A 14,660-nucleotide genomic window follows, 5' to 3' on the forward strand; every position below is an offset into this window, starting at 1 on the left:
GTTAATTGCAAATTATTTATTAACAGATAAAATAAAAGTTATATAAAATGCGTATCTTAACTGTAGTTTATACATCTGCTTATACCACCAAAAATGAAAAATGTTCAACTGAATCTCATTTTATTTTCCTTTTATCAACATAACGGGCGTAATATTTGAAAATTTTTGTTATTTTGTAGTATAATAAAACGTTCTGATATAGCAATTTACATTCAAAATGATTGAAGCAAAAAAGTCACTTTTTGACAATCTCCAAAATTTCTTCGGCTTTGACAACTTTAAGGGAGAACAGGAAGCGATTATTACTAACATATTAGCAGGTAACGATACATTTGTTATTATGCCCACAGGTGGCGGTAAATCAATGTGTTACCAGCTGCCGGCACTAATGAGCGATGGTACTGCCATTGTAATTTCCCCACTTATTGCATTAATGAAAAATCAGGTCGACCAGCTTCGTGCGTTCGGCGGCTCTGATAGTATTGCACACTTTTTAAATTCATCTCTCACAAAATCTGAAATAGCCCGTGTAAAGGAAGATGTACTGGGCGGTAAAACAAAATTACTTTACGTTGCCCCCGAATCTTTGACTAAACAAGAGAACATTGATTTTCTTCGTTTAAACCATGTCTCATTTGTGGCGGTTGACGAAGCGCATTGTATTTCAGAGTGGGGCCATGATTTCAGGCCTGAATACCGTAAGATCAGACAGGTGATCAGCAATATCAGTGACAGCATACCAATTATTGCATTAACGGCTACTGCCACACCAAAGGTTCAGCATGATATACAGAAGAATCTGCAGATGAATAATGCAACGGTTTATAAATCATCTTTTAACCGATCAAACTTATTTTACGAGGTACGCGCAAAACGCAACGTTATCAAGGAGATCATTAAGTTTGTTAAGCAGCATCCGGGAAAATCGGGTATCATCTATTGCTTAAGCCGTAAAAAGGTGGAAGAAGTTGCCGAGGCTTTAACCCTTAACGGTATCAAAGCATTACCTTACCATGCAGGCCTGGACGCTAAAGTACGTGCAGATACGCAGGATAAATTCCTGATGGAAGATGTAGAGGTAATTGTTGCCACTATTGCCTTTGGTATGGGTATAGATAAACCCGATGTGCGTTATGTAATTCACCATGATGTACCTAAAAGCATGGAGGGTTACTACCAGGAAACCGGCCGTGCCGGGCGTGATGGGGGCGAAGGCGTTTGCGTTGCTTTTTACTCTGAAAAGGATATTGATAAACTGCAAAAGTTTATGAAAGATAAACCTGTTTCAGAACGAGAAATTGGCACACAGATACTGAAAGAAGTAATTGATTATGCCGAGTCGGCAGTTTGCCGCCGTAAACAGATATTACATTATTTCGGTGAAAACTTTAACGAGGCTGGCTGTAACTGCATGTGCGATAACTGTTCGTCGCAAAGAACGTTTTTTGATGGTGAGGAACATCTGCACCATGCTTTAAGCCTGATTAAGCAATTGGGAGAAAAATTTGACGACCATCACATCACCAGCTTTTTAATGGGCGAGGATAATCCGCAGATACACCATTACGAGCATCATTTACTGCCTAATTTTGGAGCGGGTAAAGCACAGGGAGAAAATGTATGGAAATCGCTTCTTCGCCAGGCATTGCTTGATAATTATGTTTCAAAGGATATTGACCAGTATGGTTTGTTACGCCTTACCAACAAAGGCGCTAACTTTATTGAGAACCCGCATAGCATTAAGTTTATACTTAACCGCCCTATGGAAGCTACTGATGATGATGATAGCGAAGACGGCCCGAAACAAGCTGGCGGCGCTTTAGATACACAGCTGCTGCAAATGCTGAAAGATCAGCGTAAAAAGATGGCCAAGCAAAAAGGCTTGCCGCCGTTTGTGATCTTCCAGGACCCTTCATTAGAGGAAATGTGTACGCATTATCCCATTACCATGGATGAGCTGAAACAAATCTCAGGTGTTGGTGCGGGTAAGGCCATGAAATTTGGTGCGCCTTTTATAGAACTTATTAAAAAATACGTTGAGGATAATGATATTGACCGTCCGGTTGATATGGTGATCAAAAGTGCAGCTAATAAATCAGCCTTGAAGGTTTACATCATTCAGAATATCGACCGTCATTTAGACCTGGAAGATATTGCCAGCTCGAAGGGCTTAACATATGAAGAGATTTTACGTGAGGTAGAATCAATTGTAAACTCGGGGACGAAACTTAACCTTAACTATTATATTAACGAGGTGATAGACGAGGACAGGCAGGAAGAAGTGTTTGATTACTTCCGCCAGGCTGAAGTAGACTCCATTGACCATGCAATGGTTGAATTGGGCTCCGATGATTACACCCGCGAAGAGGTACAACTGATGCGTATCAAATTCATGAGCGAATTAGGTAATTAACCATTCATTTCTCTTAAAGAATATGAAGGCTTCGATAATATCGAGGCCTTTTTTGTATTAAAATTGTTTACTTAATTTGGAGCAACGCTTGTGCGAGCAATAAGAATGAAAGTTCTGATTTTGATTTAATCTTCTGTGGGGATATAACGATCATAAAAAGCGCCAGTACCCTTTGCGTCTAACCGACCAATAATAACTTGTTCTGAACTGTTTGACAGATCAAACTTTGGCTGTAAATGATAGTGTTTCCTGGCACCAATTGGAAGATCGGGAATCGTTTCTTGATCAAGATCGGCGAGCTTTAACAGCATGTTTGCCAAAGATCTTAATGCTTCAGGATCCCCATGAATTAGAATATCATTCCAACATTTTATGTTTCCCTCAAACTCATCTTTATTTTGGACGACAAAAATATCCAGATGGCCACTTATGGGTGACTTGTATTTGTTCATGACAACCTATTTAGCTATAATCTTAAACTCCGTACGGCGGTTTTTAGCTTTGTTCTCTTCTGATGTATTGGGCGCTAATGGCTGCGTTTTACCATAGCCTTTAGATACCAGTTTTGCCGGGTTGATGCCGTTGCTAACCAAGTACTGATAAACAGCTTTGGCGCGGTTTTCTGACAGGGTTTGATTTAGCTGATCATTACCATTATCATCTGTATGGCCTGAGATCTCGATCTTAACAGTTGGGTTTGCTGTTAAAAATTCTGCGATTTTTTGAAGCTCGGCCTTTGATTCTGTTTTGATGTCGTATTTGTTACTGTCAAAGAAAATATTCTTTAGAATTACCTTTTTGCCAACTTCAATGGGCGATAATGCCACATTCATTATAAACGGCTGATTAGGCACATGTCCTGCAAGTGAAAAATTTTCTGAATAGAACAGATATCCCGGGCGCGAAATGTTAAGGCCGTAATTTTTGCCGCTGGTAAGTGTTGCCAGGAAGTCGCCGTCAGCTGCTGAGCTAACATCTTTATAGACTGATTGGTTTTTTTCAAGATCAATGATCTCTACTATCGATTCAAGAGGCTGTTTGCTTTTTGCATCGGTCACCTTACCCTTTACATAAGTAACCAACCTTGGCCTTATGGCCTGCGGCAATTCAAACCTGTAAATGTCATATCCACCTAACCCGTTTAAGTTGTTTGAGGCAAAGTAAGCAAAGCTCCCTGTTGCTGTAATGGTTAACCCATTTTCGTCGCCGCTTGAATTAATTGGGTAGCCCAGGTTTTCCGGCTTGCCCCATCTGCCATCTTTACCTAAGCGGCTGATAAACAGATCCCGGTTACCCATGCCCGGCCATCCTGTAGAACAAAAGTATAATGTGCTATCATCCGGGTGAATAAACGGCGACTGCTCATCAAAAGCTGTATTGATATTCGGGCCTAAGTTTTCCGGCTCAGACCACCCTTTTTCTGTAAGCCTGGTTTTCCAGATATCATCACCCCCGTAACCACCGCGGCGGTTGCTTACAAAAAATAATGTTTTACCATCAGCACTGATCGATGGCTGCGATTCCCAGGCGCCTGAATTAACCGGCGGACTTAGGTCAAATGGTTTCGACCAATCTGCACCATTTTTTTGAGAGATGTAAATATCACAACGGCCTAAACCATCGGGGCGGTTACATCCGGTAAAAAATAAATATTTGCCATCCTGAGAAATGGATTGAGCACCCTCATTATATTCGGCAGTATTAATCTGCTTACTTAAATAAGTGGCAGTTTGCCATTTACCGTTTATCCCTTTAATGCTTTTATAAAAGTCCTCATTATTGTTAATCTTCCTGGTAAAAATCAGCATGCCTTCATCAGCCGTAGCTGTGGGCAGATATTCATCATCTTTTGAATTTACTTCGGGCCCTAAATTTACAGGCGTAAATGGCACGGGATGCTGTAAGGCCTGTACTGCAAATTCACAATCAGCAATCATTTTTTTAGCATAAAAACGATCACGATCTGTAAGGTACGGGTATGATAAATACTTCACCAGGTGCATCTGCGCATCATTGTATTTAGCTAACCTTATTTCTACCTCGCCTGCTTTAAGATAAATTCCTCTGCTAAATTCAGCATTGATAGCAATTGCTTTCAGGTACTGTGCTAAACTTTCGGGATATTTTTGCCTGAACTTGTAAACATCGCCCAATAAAATATGTGCTTCAATAAAGCGGTCGTCTGCCTCTAATGATTTAAGCAGCAAATCAATGGCATCATCATATTTTCTATTGTCGACACTGGCGCCTGCTAATGCATAATTTTTTATGGCAGTTGAGGTATGGCTGGTGTACTGCCGCGATTGTGCAAATATCCATAAAGGAAAAAAGACAACTGAAATTATTGTGATAAACGCGCGGGTCATTAATTAGGCCTGAATATTAAGCCTAAGCTACGCATTTTAAGGGATATTTAAGTACTTATGTGTTTGCAGCGATATTTCCCATTTAGGGTTATTCATCACATAATCAATAATAAGCGGCGTAACTTCTTTTGCTTTAGACCATTCTGGTTGCAAATACAGCTTACAGTCGGGGCCTACTAATTCGGCATATTGCTCGCCCCAGGCAAAATCAGATTTATTAAATACAATAACCTTTAATTCGTGCGCCTCTTTAGCAATTGATGGTTGCGGTGCTTTAAACTTTTTAGGCGACAGGCAGATCCAGTCCCAATGGCCTGAAAGCGGATAGGCACCAGACGTTTCTATAAAGGTTTTGATTCCGTTTTCTTTTAACCGGGTAGTGAGGTAGTCAAGATTATAGATTAAAGGTTCGCCGCCTGTAACCACAACCGTTTTAGCAGGGTGTTTCAGGGCACTCTCTACTATTTGATCAGCTGTAGTAAGGGGGTGAAGCTCGGCATCCCAGCTTTCTTTTACATCGCACCAGTGGCATCCCACATCACAACCGCCAAGGCGTATAAAATAGGCAGCTTTACCAGTGTTATACCCTTCGCCCTGTATTGTATAAAACTCTTCCATTAAAGGAAGCAACGTGCCATCTTCCGGAACCTGTGTGCTCATTTTCAATCTGCAAAGATAAAAAATAACAAGGTATGCCCTTAACTTTTTATGTTTTTAAATGTTGAATTTATTAGTTATAATTACTTGAAATTCAGCTAATGAAAAAACTTTACTTTCTGATTATACTGTTTGTGTCTGTAAGCTGTTTAACATCATGTGTTGACATTGAAGAACGGTATAGCTTTAAAGCAGACGGATCATGTAACGTTATTTATAGTTTCGACATGAGCCACGCCGTATCGGTTTTAATGAACCTCATGTCTGATTCAGTTACCACATCGCCGCAATTTAATATTGTTAAAGACACTTCGCTTAATTTTTACAGCGCCTTACCCGATAGCACTCAGCATAAATTAAAAGCTGATGAAATGAAGCTTGCCCAAAGCAGCAATCTTAATGTAAAGATGGATCTGCCTAAAAGCATTATGAAAGTAAGTATTAACCATGAGGCTAAAACGGCGGCAGATTTGAAATACTACCTGGAAAACATTTCTAAAATCTCTGATAATAGTAAATTAACCGCTGTAGCTAAACCCAACAAAGATTTAAAGGGCTTTGATGCCAGCCAACTGGTAGCCGGGCAAGACTATTATAATTATGAGATTACACCTCATAAGTTTTACCGTATTATAGATAAATCTAAGTTCAATGCCTTCCTGAAGAAAACACAGGCCACATTTGTTATGGCTAAAGCTTTATTAATTGAAACACCATATAAACTGATACTCAACTTTACTAAACCTGTAAAGTCAATAGACAACTCCAAAGCTGTACTATCTGCAGATAAAAAAACAGTTACGCTGATTACCAACATGGACGAAGTAATTGCAAACCCATCGGTAATGAACCTGAAGGTTGACTTTTAATGAAATGGTTGCAGGTAGGCGAGGTTGGTGATTTTGAAAAGATCACTAAAATTGAAGTTGCAGGCAAAAAACTTTGTGTTATCAATTACGGGGGAGAGCTGTTTGCCCTGGCATCCAAATGCCCGCATGCAGGTGCTGATTTAAGCAAGGGTTGGTGCGAAAAAGGAAAGCTTATCTGTCCGTATCATCGCTATTCTTATGATCTTTTAACAGGAAGGGGCAGCGAAGGGCAGAATGACTTTGTAAACACTTATCCCGTGAAAGTAGAAAACAATTATATTTTTATAGGTATCAGTTCATTTTGGGAAACATTTATGAATATTTTTACATCATGAGCAAAAAAGCAATTGACGATCTTACATCAGATTTTTACAAAGGAATTAGCTTTAAAACAGGGCAAAGGCCAGATTACAGTGAGGTATTAAATATGTTTGACAATGATGGCATACTGATTAATAACAGTTTTGCAGTGCCACTGCGTTTTACTCCGGAAACATTTGTACAGGCATTGGAGTCACAGGTGGCAAACGGAAACATGCGCCAATTTTTCCAGCATGAAGCATACTCAAAAACAGAAATATTTGGCAAGGTTGCCCAACGCCTTAGCGTGTACGAATATAGTTTTGCTGATCACAAAATTGAGCATATGCCCCGGGGAATCAACTTTGTTCAGTTTATACAGGTAGAAGGGAAGTGGAAAATACTTTCAATGGCCTGGAACGATGAAAATGAAAATTATATTATACCGCAGGAATATGTGGTGGTATGATAATTAAAACCGTGTCATTGCAATCCGTCGGATGACGGAGAAGCAATCGCAAATCAGATCTTAATGAAACTGTCATGAGATTGCTTCGTCGTTCCTGCTCGCAATGACAAATGTTTAACGGCTTATTTATAAACTTCTTTATTTGCAGAAGCCAGTGTGTTCTTCAGTAGGCCGATAATCGTCATTAAGCCAACTCCACCCGGTACCGGGGTAATCCATGATGCTTTAGGGGCAACGTTTTCAAAATCAACATCACCATAAAGTTTGTATCCGGATTTGGTAGCGGTTGATGTTTCGCGGTTCATGCCTACATCAATGATCACTGCGCCGTCTTTAACCATATCTGCGGTAATGAAATTCTTTTTACCAATAGCTACGATCAAAATATCGGCATCTAAAGTGAACTTTTTGATATCAGGTGTGCGGCTATGGCAAATGGTAACGGTACAATTACCCGGCTGGGTATTACGTGCCATCAGGATGCTCATTGGTGAACCTACGATATTGCTTCGGCCAACTACAACACAATGTTTACCTGCGGTATCAATGCCGTATTCTTTAAGCATTAAGGTGATACCGTAAGGGGTAGCCGGTATAAATGAAGGCAGGTTACGCTGCATACGACCAAGGTTGATAGGGTGGAAGCCATCCACATCTTTAGCCGGGTTGATTTTCTCAGTTACCTTTTCAGGGTCGATGTGCTTTGGTAATGGCAGTTGAACAATAATGCCGTCAATATCTTCGTCCTGGTTAAGTTCTGCTACTTTTTGCAGTAACTCTTCTTCCGTAACGCTATCCTCATATCTTACCAAGGTAGATTTAAAGCCCACCTTTTCGCAATTACGCATTTTGCTGGCTACGTAAGTTTCGCTGCCACCATCATGGCCAACAAGTACAGCCACAAGATGCGGCTTACGGCCGGTTTTTTCTAATAGTCTGGCTGCTTCGTCAGCTATTTCAAGCTTTAATTTTTCAGATACGTATTTTCCGTCGAGTAGTTGCATATGATGAATGATTTTAGAAATCCAAAAAACTCCAAGTAACCCTCTTAGGTTTGGGGTTTGAATTAGGATAGTTTGGATCAAATATTGATTCTTTTACAAGGAACAATTTATTAGAAGAATATATTGAGTTGAAAAAAGTCAACTTGGGAGTATATCCAAAGTTCGCACGGTCTGTAGAAATATCTTTTTCAAAATTATTTAAAACAGCAATTTTGCTTATCTGATCAATAGTTCCTATAACAGGATTATATATTTTATGTAAATTAATTATAGGACCTATATTGCAATTATATTTAATCAACTTACTATTGCTCGGATGAAAATAGAGTACAGTAGCAGCGAATGTTGGTGGATTTATAGATTTATTATAGTAAGGTTGTGAACATATTTTATAAAACCCCATTCTTAATGATCTTAAACCGCGTGATAAAAACTCACTATAAGGTCCATTCTCATCAAGACCATAAAAGCGGTTTATATTGTTGTCTGCTTGAGCCTGTTCCATGGTTATAATTTTGTCTGTACTTAAGTCTATTATTTCCAGACCTCCATTGAACATCGCCCTTATATTACTATAAAGTGATCTTGCATCCTGCACATTCATCGTACGCTTAATCCAGTTTCAATACAGCCATAAACGCCGATTGCGGTATTTCTACGTTACCAACCTGGCGCATACGCTTTTTACCTTTTTTCTGTTTCTCCAACAATTTACGCTTACGCGAAATATCACCACCATAACATTTAGCGGTTACGTCTTTACGTAGGGCGCGTACGTTCTCGCGGGCAATAACTTTAGCACCGATAGAAGCTTGTATGGCAATTTCAAACTGCTGGCGCGGAATCAGCTCTTTCAGCTTTTCGCAGATCTTCTTACCAAAATCGTATGAGTTGCTACGGTGGATCAGTGATGATAGTGCATCCACAGGCTCACCGTTCAGGCGAATATCCAGACGTACAAGATCAGACTGGCGGTAACCGATTTGGTGATAGTCAAACGAAGCATAGCCTTTAGAGATAGTTTTCAGTTTATCATAAAAGTCGAACACGATCTCGCCCATAGGCATTTCAAACACCAATTCTACACGGTCTGATGTCAGATAAGACTGATTGACAATTACACCACGTTTCTGTATACATAAAGACATTACCGGACCAACAAATTCGGCTTTAGTAATGATGTTTGCTTTAATAAAAGGCTCTTCAACAAAGTCCATCTTGCTTGGATCGGGCAAGTCAGATGGATTGTTTACAATCAGCTCTTCGCCTTTGGTGGTAAATGCAATGTACGACACGTTGGGGACGGTTGTAATTACCGTCATGTCGAACTCGCGCTCCAAACGCTCCTGGATGATCTCCATGTGAAGCATGCCCAGGAAACCGCAACGGAAACCAAAGCCTAAAGCCGCAGATGATTCTGGTTCAAAAACCAAAGATGCATCGTTAAGCTGTAGTTTAGCCATTGACTCGCGAAGCTCTTCATAGTCTTCGGTATCAACCGGGTAAATACCGGCAAATACCATTGGCTTTACTTCTTCAAAACCCTGGATGCCTTCGGCTGCCGGACGCTCAACCAAAGTGATGGTATCACCAACTTTTACCTCGCGTGCCTCTTTAATACCAGAAATGATATAACCTACGTCGCCGGTTTTAATGACATCTTTTGGCAGTGGATTAAGTTTCAATGTCCCTACCTCATCGGCAATGTATTCCTTACCGGTGGCCATGAATTTTACTTTGGTATTTTTACGGATCTCGCCGTTAACTACCTTGAAGTAAGCAATAATACCGCGGAAAGAATTAAATACAGAGTCGAAGATCAATGCCTGAAGCGGTGCTTCAGGATCACCTACCGGTGCCGGTACACGTTCAACAATGGCACGTAAAACATCATGCACACCCATACCCGTTTTACCCGAAGCAGCTAAAATTTCTTCACGCTTACAACCGATCAGGTCGACAATCTGGTCTTTCACTTCCTCTGGCATAGCACCCGGAAGGTCCATTTTATTCAACACCGGGATAATTTCCAGGTCGTTCTCTAAAGCCAGGTAAAGGTTTGATATCGTTTGCGCCTGGATACCTTGCGAAGCATCTACAATTAATAACGCACCTTCGCAGGCAGCTATAGAACGGGAAACTTCATAAGAAAAATCCACGTGCCCCGGGGTATCAATCAGGTTTAATACGTAGTCCTGTCCATCCAGTTTATAGTTCATCTGAATGGCGTGACTTTTAATGGTAATACCACGCTCACGCTCAAGGTCCATATCATCAAGCAATTGTGCTTGCGACTCGCGCTGAGTTACTGTAGCTGTATATTCTAATAACCTGTCGGCAAGTGTACTCTTACCGTGGTCGATGTGTGCAATAATGCAAAAATTACGAATGTGCTTCATTGTAAGCTGCAAAAGTAGCGTTTTGCGCCGATAAATCAGATACGTAAAACTACAAAAGCTTACATTAGCCTTATGGCACCAATGCAAGCTGTTTTAACTGATATAGAAAATAAATTATCGGTTGTATTAAAAGATAACGTTAAGATAAACAGCACAACGGCCGTTAGTGGCGGCAGTATCAATCAGGCTTATTGCCTTGGAACCAACCAGGGTAAATTAATGCTGAAACAGAACAGTAAAGCTGCTTATCCGGATATGTTTGCTTGCGAAGCTTTAGGTTTAGAAACAATAGGTGATACCAGGACGATTGCAGTACCGCAGGTAATACTGCAAAGTGATTTTGAAGATAAAAGTTACCTGGTGATGGAGTGGATTGAAAGCCGGCGTGCAACTGAGAAAGGAGCAGAGCGCTTAGGTAGAAAACTTGCTCGAATGCATAAGCACTCGCATAGTGCATTTGGTTTTAATAGCGATAATTACATGGGTTCAATGCGGCAATTTAATCAGAAGCACGAAACATGGTCTGCCTTTTTTGTAGAGCAGCGATTACAGCCAATGGTTAAAGCTGCTATTGATAAAAATAAGCTTAACCTTACTGATTTAAAGAACTTTGAGTTATTATATCAAAAGCTAAACAACCTGTTTGACCAGGAAGCGCCTTCTCTTATTCATGGCGACCTGTGGAGTGGCAATTACTTAATAGCAACCAATGAAACGCCATACCTGATAGACCCGGCAGTTAGCTACGGCAACCGCGAGTTTGATATAGCCATGACTACCTTATTCGGTGGTTTTTCGCCCCGCTTCTACGAAGCTTATCAGGAAACTTTTCCTTTAAATGCAGACTGGCGACAAAGGATTGATTTATGGAATTTGTACCCTTTGCTGCTACACTTAAACTTGTTTGGATTGAGTTACCTTGGGCAGGTAAGGGACGCACTGGAGAGTTATATTTAATTAATGATATCCCTAAATCTGCACAATTCGGCGACATAAATACCAAAATAAGTAAACTCATATTCGGTTGCCCATTTATTATCCTGATAAGATTCAACAGGCTGATCAATACATAACCTGAAAATGTTATAAGATAATAGCCTGTCAATAATAATATCTATTGCCGCTATACCAAGATTGAGCTTTTCAGCTAAGGTATATAAGCGGTACGTTACAAGATCTGGTGTTAAGGGATTGCATGCATCTCTTCTTTGCTTTTCGTCGTCAGATAGCGTTATTAATAAATCATTTTTTTCATCATAATCATATTTATTAAACCTTTCTTGTGACAAAAGGTATTGCTGATAAGCCAAATCAATGATTAAAAAATCGTTATGAGTAAATGTTTTTAGTAAAACTTTACATTGTATATCAATTGTTTGTGTAAATGTTAAATGATTACTCATATCTCGGTATAGTTGCATAATCTAAATCTGTTAAATCTTTCACCGAACCAAAGCCGATCACGTCTTTAATTACGGTGTTGTCTGTCATTTCAACCGCACGCATAATTTTGTTGTAACCAAAGCGATCTTTAATGGCATGCATGGTTTTACGGGCAGTTTCTTTCTGGTCCATATCCTCAAACAGCGAATACAGCATGTGCCCGTTTTCAATAAAATCAGTCACGGCTATGCGGATGCTGGAGATCTGGTTGTTAAAAACAGGTGCAGATTTCGTTTTCTCCTCAAATTGGCTGATACGAAGCTTAATCATATTCATCAGGCTAATGGCATCCTGTACAGGTGTGGTAATGCGGAAACCATCTTCCCAACGGTCGCCGTTCACATAATGCAAACTAAAGCCTATGGCTTTGCAGTAAAACTTATGCCTAACCATCCGCTTTTCAAGCGTGCAGCAAAGTGTTAAAAACAGTTGCTGCATGTATTCAGGGTTCTCCCGCTTGTCTTTTGATACCTGGCGCATAGATTGCATACCTTTATAATCGTGCGCAACGATATTGGTCTCAATAAAATTTAAACGGTAATGCCAGTAAATACCTTCAATACTTTTAAATATGGCTTTAAGCTTTTGCGCCGATGTATAGCGCATTTCAAGAGGGGTGTTAACGCCATTACGTTCAAGCCGGTAGCACATTTGCTTGCCGATGCCTGGCAGGTCGCCAAGTTTTAGTTTTCGTAAAACATCATCAATATTATCATGATCAATCACCTGCAGGCCATCACCTTTTTTCCCGATCACTGAACCAAGCTTAGCTAAAAAAGCATTGGGCGCAATACCTACAGAACAAGTGAGCCAATCGCCAACCTCATTTAATATATCCTGCTTAATTTGCCGGGCAACCTTAACAGGGTCGGGGTGTACCAGTTTGTAGTCGGTAAGGTTTATGATTGCCTCGTCGATACTTTTCGGGACCACCTCCTGACAATAGCGCTGTAAAACAGAAATTATTCTAACATGAAATTCGCGGTAGCGTGTAGGGTTGCTTTCTATCGGAACAAAGTCGGGGCAAAGTTCCATTACATCATTAAGGCGGGTTCCGGCTTTTATGCCGAGCGCTTTAGCCTCTTTAGATAAAGAGATCACACAGCCGTATTTGCCGGTATAAACACAAACACCAACAGGTCTGTTGCGCAGCCAGTAGTTAACCTGTTGCTCGCAACGGGCAAAGAAGCTGTCCATGTCTACAAAGAGTACACGGGCTTCGGTTTTCGCATGTATCGAGTTTTGGTTCACAAAACAAATTTGCTAATAATATTAGCAAATAGCAAGTCAATTTATGTAAAAAAAGAAAAGGGGCTTATTCGCCCCTTTTTAATCCGTACTTTTCTATTTTGCTATACAAGTGACTTCGTTGTATGTCAATGTCATCAGCAGTTTTTGATACGTTCCAGTTGTTTTTTTCCAGTTTGAACTTGATGTACTCACGTTCTGCATGGTCCTTATATTCCTGGAAGTTCTTGAACTGATCGAAATCTGTCTGCGGTGCGGTTGCTGTAATTTCGCCACCAGAGCCAATCGTTGCTGCTGTAACCGGGGCAGATGGATTAGCAAAGGCCTTTACATCACCATCGGTAATTACCTTGTCGCTCAGGATGATTAAGCGCTCAACCATATTGCGCAATTCACGAATGTTACCTGTCCACGGTAGGGCTTTAAGCGCTTCCATACCTGCTTCAGATACTTTTTTGACAGGCATACCGTATTCACTGCAAATTTCTTCCAGGAAAGACTGTGTTAACAGTGGGATGTCTTCGCGGCGTTCTCCCAGTGGTGGCACATGGATCAGGATCACACTTAAACGATGGTACAAGTCCATCCGGAAATTGCCTAATTCAATCTCTCTTAAAAGGTCTTTGTTGGTTGCCGCAACAACGCGAACGTCAACCTCAATTTCCTTTTCGCCACCTACCCGGGTTATTTTGCTTTCCTGCAAGGCACGTAATACTTTAGCCTGTGCCGAATGGCTCATGTCGCCAATTTCATCAAGGAATAAAGTACCACCACTTGCCGATTCAAACTTACCGATACGCTGTTTTACAGCTGAGGTAAATGAACCCTTTTCATGTCCGAAAAGCTCACTTTCAATTAATTCTGAAGGAATAGCCGCACAGTTTACTTCTATAATAGGAGCGTTAGCCCGGTTTGATTTTTCGTGTAACCAGCGTGCCACCAGTTCTTTACCGCTACCATTGGCACCGGTAATTAATACACGGGCATCAGTAGGGGCAACGCGATCAATGGTTTCTTTGATTTTAACGATAGCCTGCGAGTTACCTAATATTGGGCGTACTTTAGAAACCTTACGTTTTAAAGTTTTTGCCTCGGTTACCAAACTGCCGCGGTCAAGCGCGTTGCGTACGGTAATTAATAAACGGTTAAGATCAGGTGGTTTTGATATAAAATCGAAGGCGCCTTTTTTACTTGCTTCCACGGCTGTTTCAACGGTGCCGTGGCCAGATATCATTATAAACGGTAGATCGGGTTTAATGGTCAGGCCTTCGGTTAATACCTCCATGCCGTCCATGCGGTTCATTTTAATATCACACAGTACAAGGTCATAACTATTATTGCGGATCATTTGTAACCCATCAATACCGTTATCTACATCTTCTACTTCGTAATCTTCGTATTCAAGAATCTCTCTGAGCGTGTTGCGGATAGCGCGCTCGTCATCAATAATCAGGATTTTAGCCATGCTTGGTCTAATTCGGGTAAATGTTCT

The 14,660-nt window shown here is 40.7% G+C and carries 14 protein-coding genes; 5 read left to right on the forward strand and 9 right to left on the reverse strand.

Annotated features, from left to right (window positions below; genetic code table 11):
• The first annotated feature begins 220 nt into the window (after positions 1 to 220).
• The gene (gene recQ / locus PQ461_RS10910; protein ID WP_274304007.1) at positions 221 to 2,413 is read left to right on the forward strand and encodes a DNA helicase RecQ; all 2,193 of its coding nucleotides are present in this window, start codon (positions 221 to 223) and stop codon (positions 2,411 to 2,413) included.
• Positions 2,414 to 2,538: 125 nt separating this feature from the next.
• On the opposite strand, the gene PQ461_RS10915 is transcribed toward recQ, so the two are convergent.
• Genes PQ461_RS10915 through PQ461_RS10925 form a run of 3 tightly spaced genes read right to left on the reverse strand, consistent with a single transcriptional unit; the run spans position 2,539 to position 5,439 of the window.
• Positions 2,539 to 2,865 carry an Imm32 family immunity protein gene (locus PQ461_RS10915; protein ID WP_274205538.1) on the reverse strand — a complete coding sequence of 109 codons (327 nt, stop codon included), beginning with the start codon at positions 2,863 to 2,865 and terminating at the stop codon, positions 2,539 to 2,541.
• Between the two features lie 6 nt (positions 2,866 to 2,871).
• Complete coding sequence (locus PQ461_RS10920) at positions 2,872 to 4,779, reverse strand: OmpA family protein (protein ID WP_274205539.1); 1,908 nt, start codon at positions 4,777 to 4,779, stop codon at positions 2,872 to 2,874.
• A gap of 36 nt (positions 4,780 to 4,815) precedes the next feature.
• A complete protein-coding gene (locus PQ461_RS10925) occupies positions 4,816 to 5,439 on the reverse strand; it encodes a 7-carboxy-7-deazaguanine synthase QueE (RefSeq protein ID WP_274205540.1) in 624 nt (207 codons plus the stop codon).
• A gap of 98 nt (positions 5,440 to 5,537) precedes the next feature.
• Here PQ461_RS10925 and PQ461_RS10930 point away from each other — a divergent pair, with 98 nt between their 5' ends.
• The 3 genes from PQ461_RS10930 to PQ461_RS10940 are packed head-to-tail and all read left to right on the forward strand — an operon-like array spanning position 5,538 to position 7,074.
• Positions 5,538 to 6,305: a hypothetical protein gene (locus tag PQ461_RS10930; RefSeq protein ID WP_274205541.1), complete on the forward strand. Its 768-nt coding sequence runs from the start codon at positions 5,538 to 5,540 to the stop codon at positions 6,303 to 6,305.
• Positions 6,305 to 6,640, forward strand: a complete 336-nt coding sequence (locus tag PQ461_RS10935; RefSeq protein WP_274205542.1) for a Rieske (2Fe-2S) protein — start codon at positions 6,305 to 6,307, stop codon at positions 6,638 to 6,640. The genes PQ461_RS10930 and PQ461_RS10935 overlap by 1 nt, the downstream gene beginning before the upstream one ends.
• Entirely contained in the window at positions 6,637 to 7,074 is a 438-nt protein-coding gene (locus PQ461_RS10940; RefSeq protein ID WP_274205543.1) for a hypothetical protein, read from the forward strand. The genes PQ461_RS10935 and PQ461_RS10940 overlap by 4 nt, the downstream gene beginning before the upstream one ends.
• Before the next feature lie 122 nt (positions 7,075 to 7,196).
• Here the strand turns inward: PQ461_RS10940 and PQ461_RS10945 are convergent, their stop codons facing one another.
• The 3 genes from PQ461_RS10945 to lepA form a co-directional block, all read right to left on the reverse strand.
• Positions 7,197 to 8,078 carry a bifunctional 5,10-methylenetetrahydrofolate dehydrogenase/5,10-methenyltetrahydrofolate cyclohydrolase gene (locus PQ461_RS10945; RefSeq protein WP_274205544.1) on the reverse strand — a complete coding sequence of 294 codons (882 nt, stop codon included), beginning with the start codon at positions 8,076 to 8,078 and terminating at the stop codon, positions 7,197 to 7,199.
• Positions 8,079 to 8,091: 13 nt separating this feature from the next.
• Positions 8,092 to 8,583: a hypothetical protein gene (locus PQ461_RS10950; protein ID WP_274205545.1), complete on the reverse strand. Its 492-nt coding sequence runs from the start codon at positions 8,581 to 8,583 to the stop codon at positions 8,092 to 8,094.
• Positions 8,584 to 8,689: 106 nt separating this feature from the next.
• Entirely contained in the window at positions 8,690 to 10,477 is a 1,788-nt protein-coding gene (gene lepA, locus PQ461_RS10955; RefSeq protein WP_274205546.1) for a translation elongation factor 4, read from the reverse strand.
• 72 nt (positions 10,478 to 10,549) lie between these two features.
• Between lepA and PQ461_RS10960 the strand changes: the two genes are divergently transcribed.
• A complete protein-coding gene (locus PQ461_RS10960) occupies positions 10,550 to 11,434 on the forward strand; it encodes a fructosamine kinase family protein (protein ID WP_274205547.1) in 885 nt (294 codons plus the stop codon).
• Here PQ461_RS10960 and PQ461_RS10965 read toward each other — a convergent pair.
• The 3 genes from PQ461_RS10965 to PQ461_RS10975 form a co-directional block, all read right to left on the reverse strand.
• A complete protein-coding gene (locus PQ461_RS10965; protein ID WP_274205548.1) occupies positions 11,431 to 11,880 on the reverse strand; it encodes a hypothetical protein in 450 nt (149 codons plus the stop codon). The genes PQ461_RS10960 and PQ461_RS10965 overlap by 4 nt on opposite strands.
• Entirely contained in the window at positions 11,873 to 13,171 is a 1,299-nt protein-coding gene (locus PQ461_RS10970; protein ID WP_274205549.1) for a DNA polymerase Y family protein, read from the reverse strand. The genes PQ461_RS10965 and PQ461_RS10970 overlap by 8 nt, the downstream gene beginning before the upstream one ends.
• Before the next feature lie 64 nt (positions 13,172 to 13,235).
• Positions 13,236 to 14,633, reverse strand: a complete 1,398-nt coding sequence (locus PQ461_RS10975) for a sigma-54-dependent transcriptional regulator (RefSeq protein ID WP_274205550.1) — start codon at positions 14,631 to 14,633, stop codon at positions 13,236 to 13,238.
• Positions 14,634 to 14,660 lie beyond the last annotated feature (27 nt).

Origin of the sequence: Mucilaginibacter sp. KACC 22063 (assembly GCF_028736115.1) — a bacterium.
Classification (GTDB): Bacteria; Bacteroidota; Bacteroidia; order Sphingobacteriales; family Sphingobacteriaceae; genus Mucilaginibacter.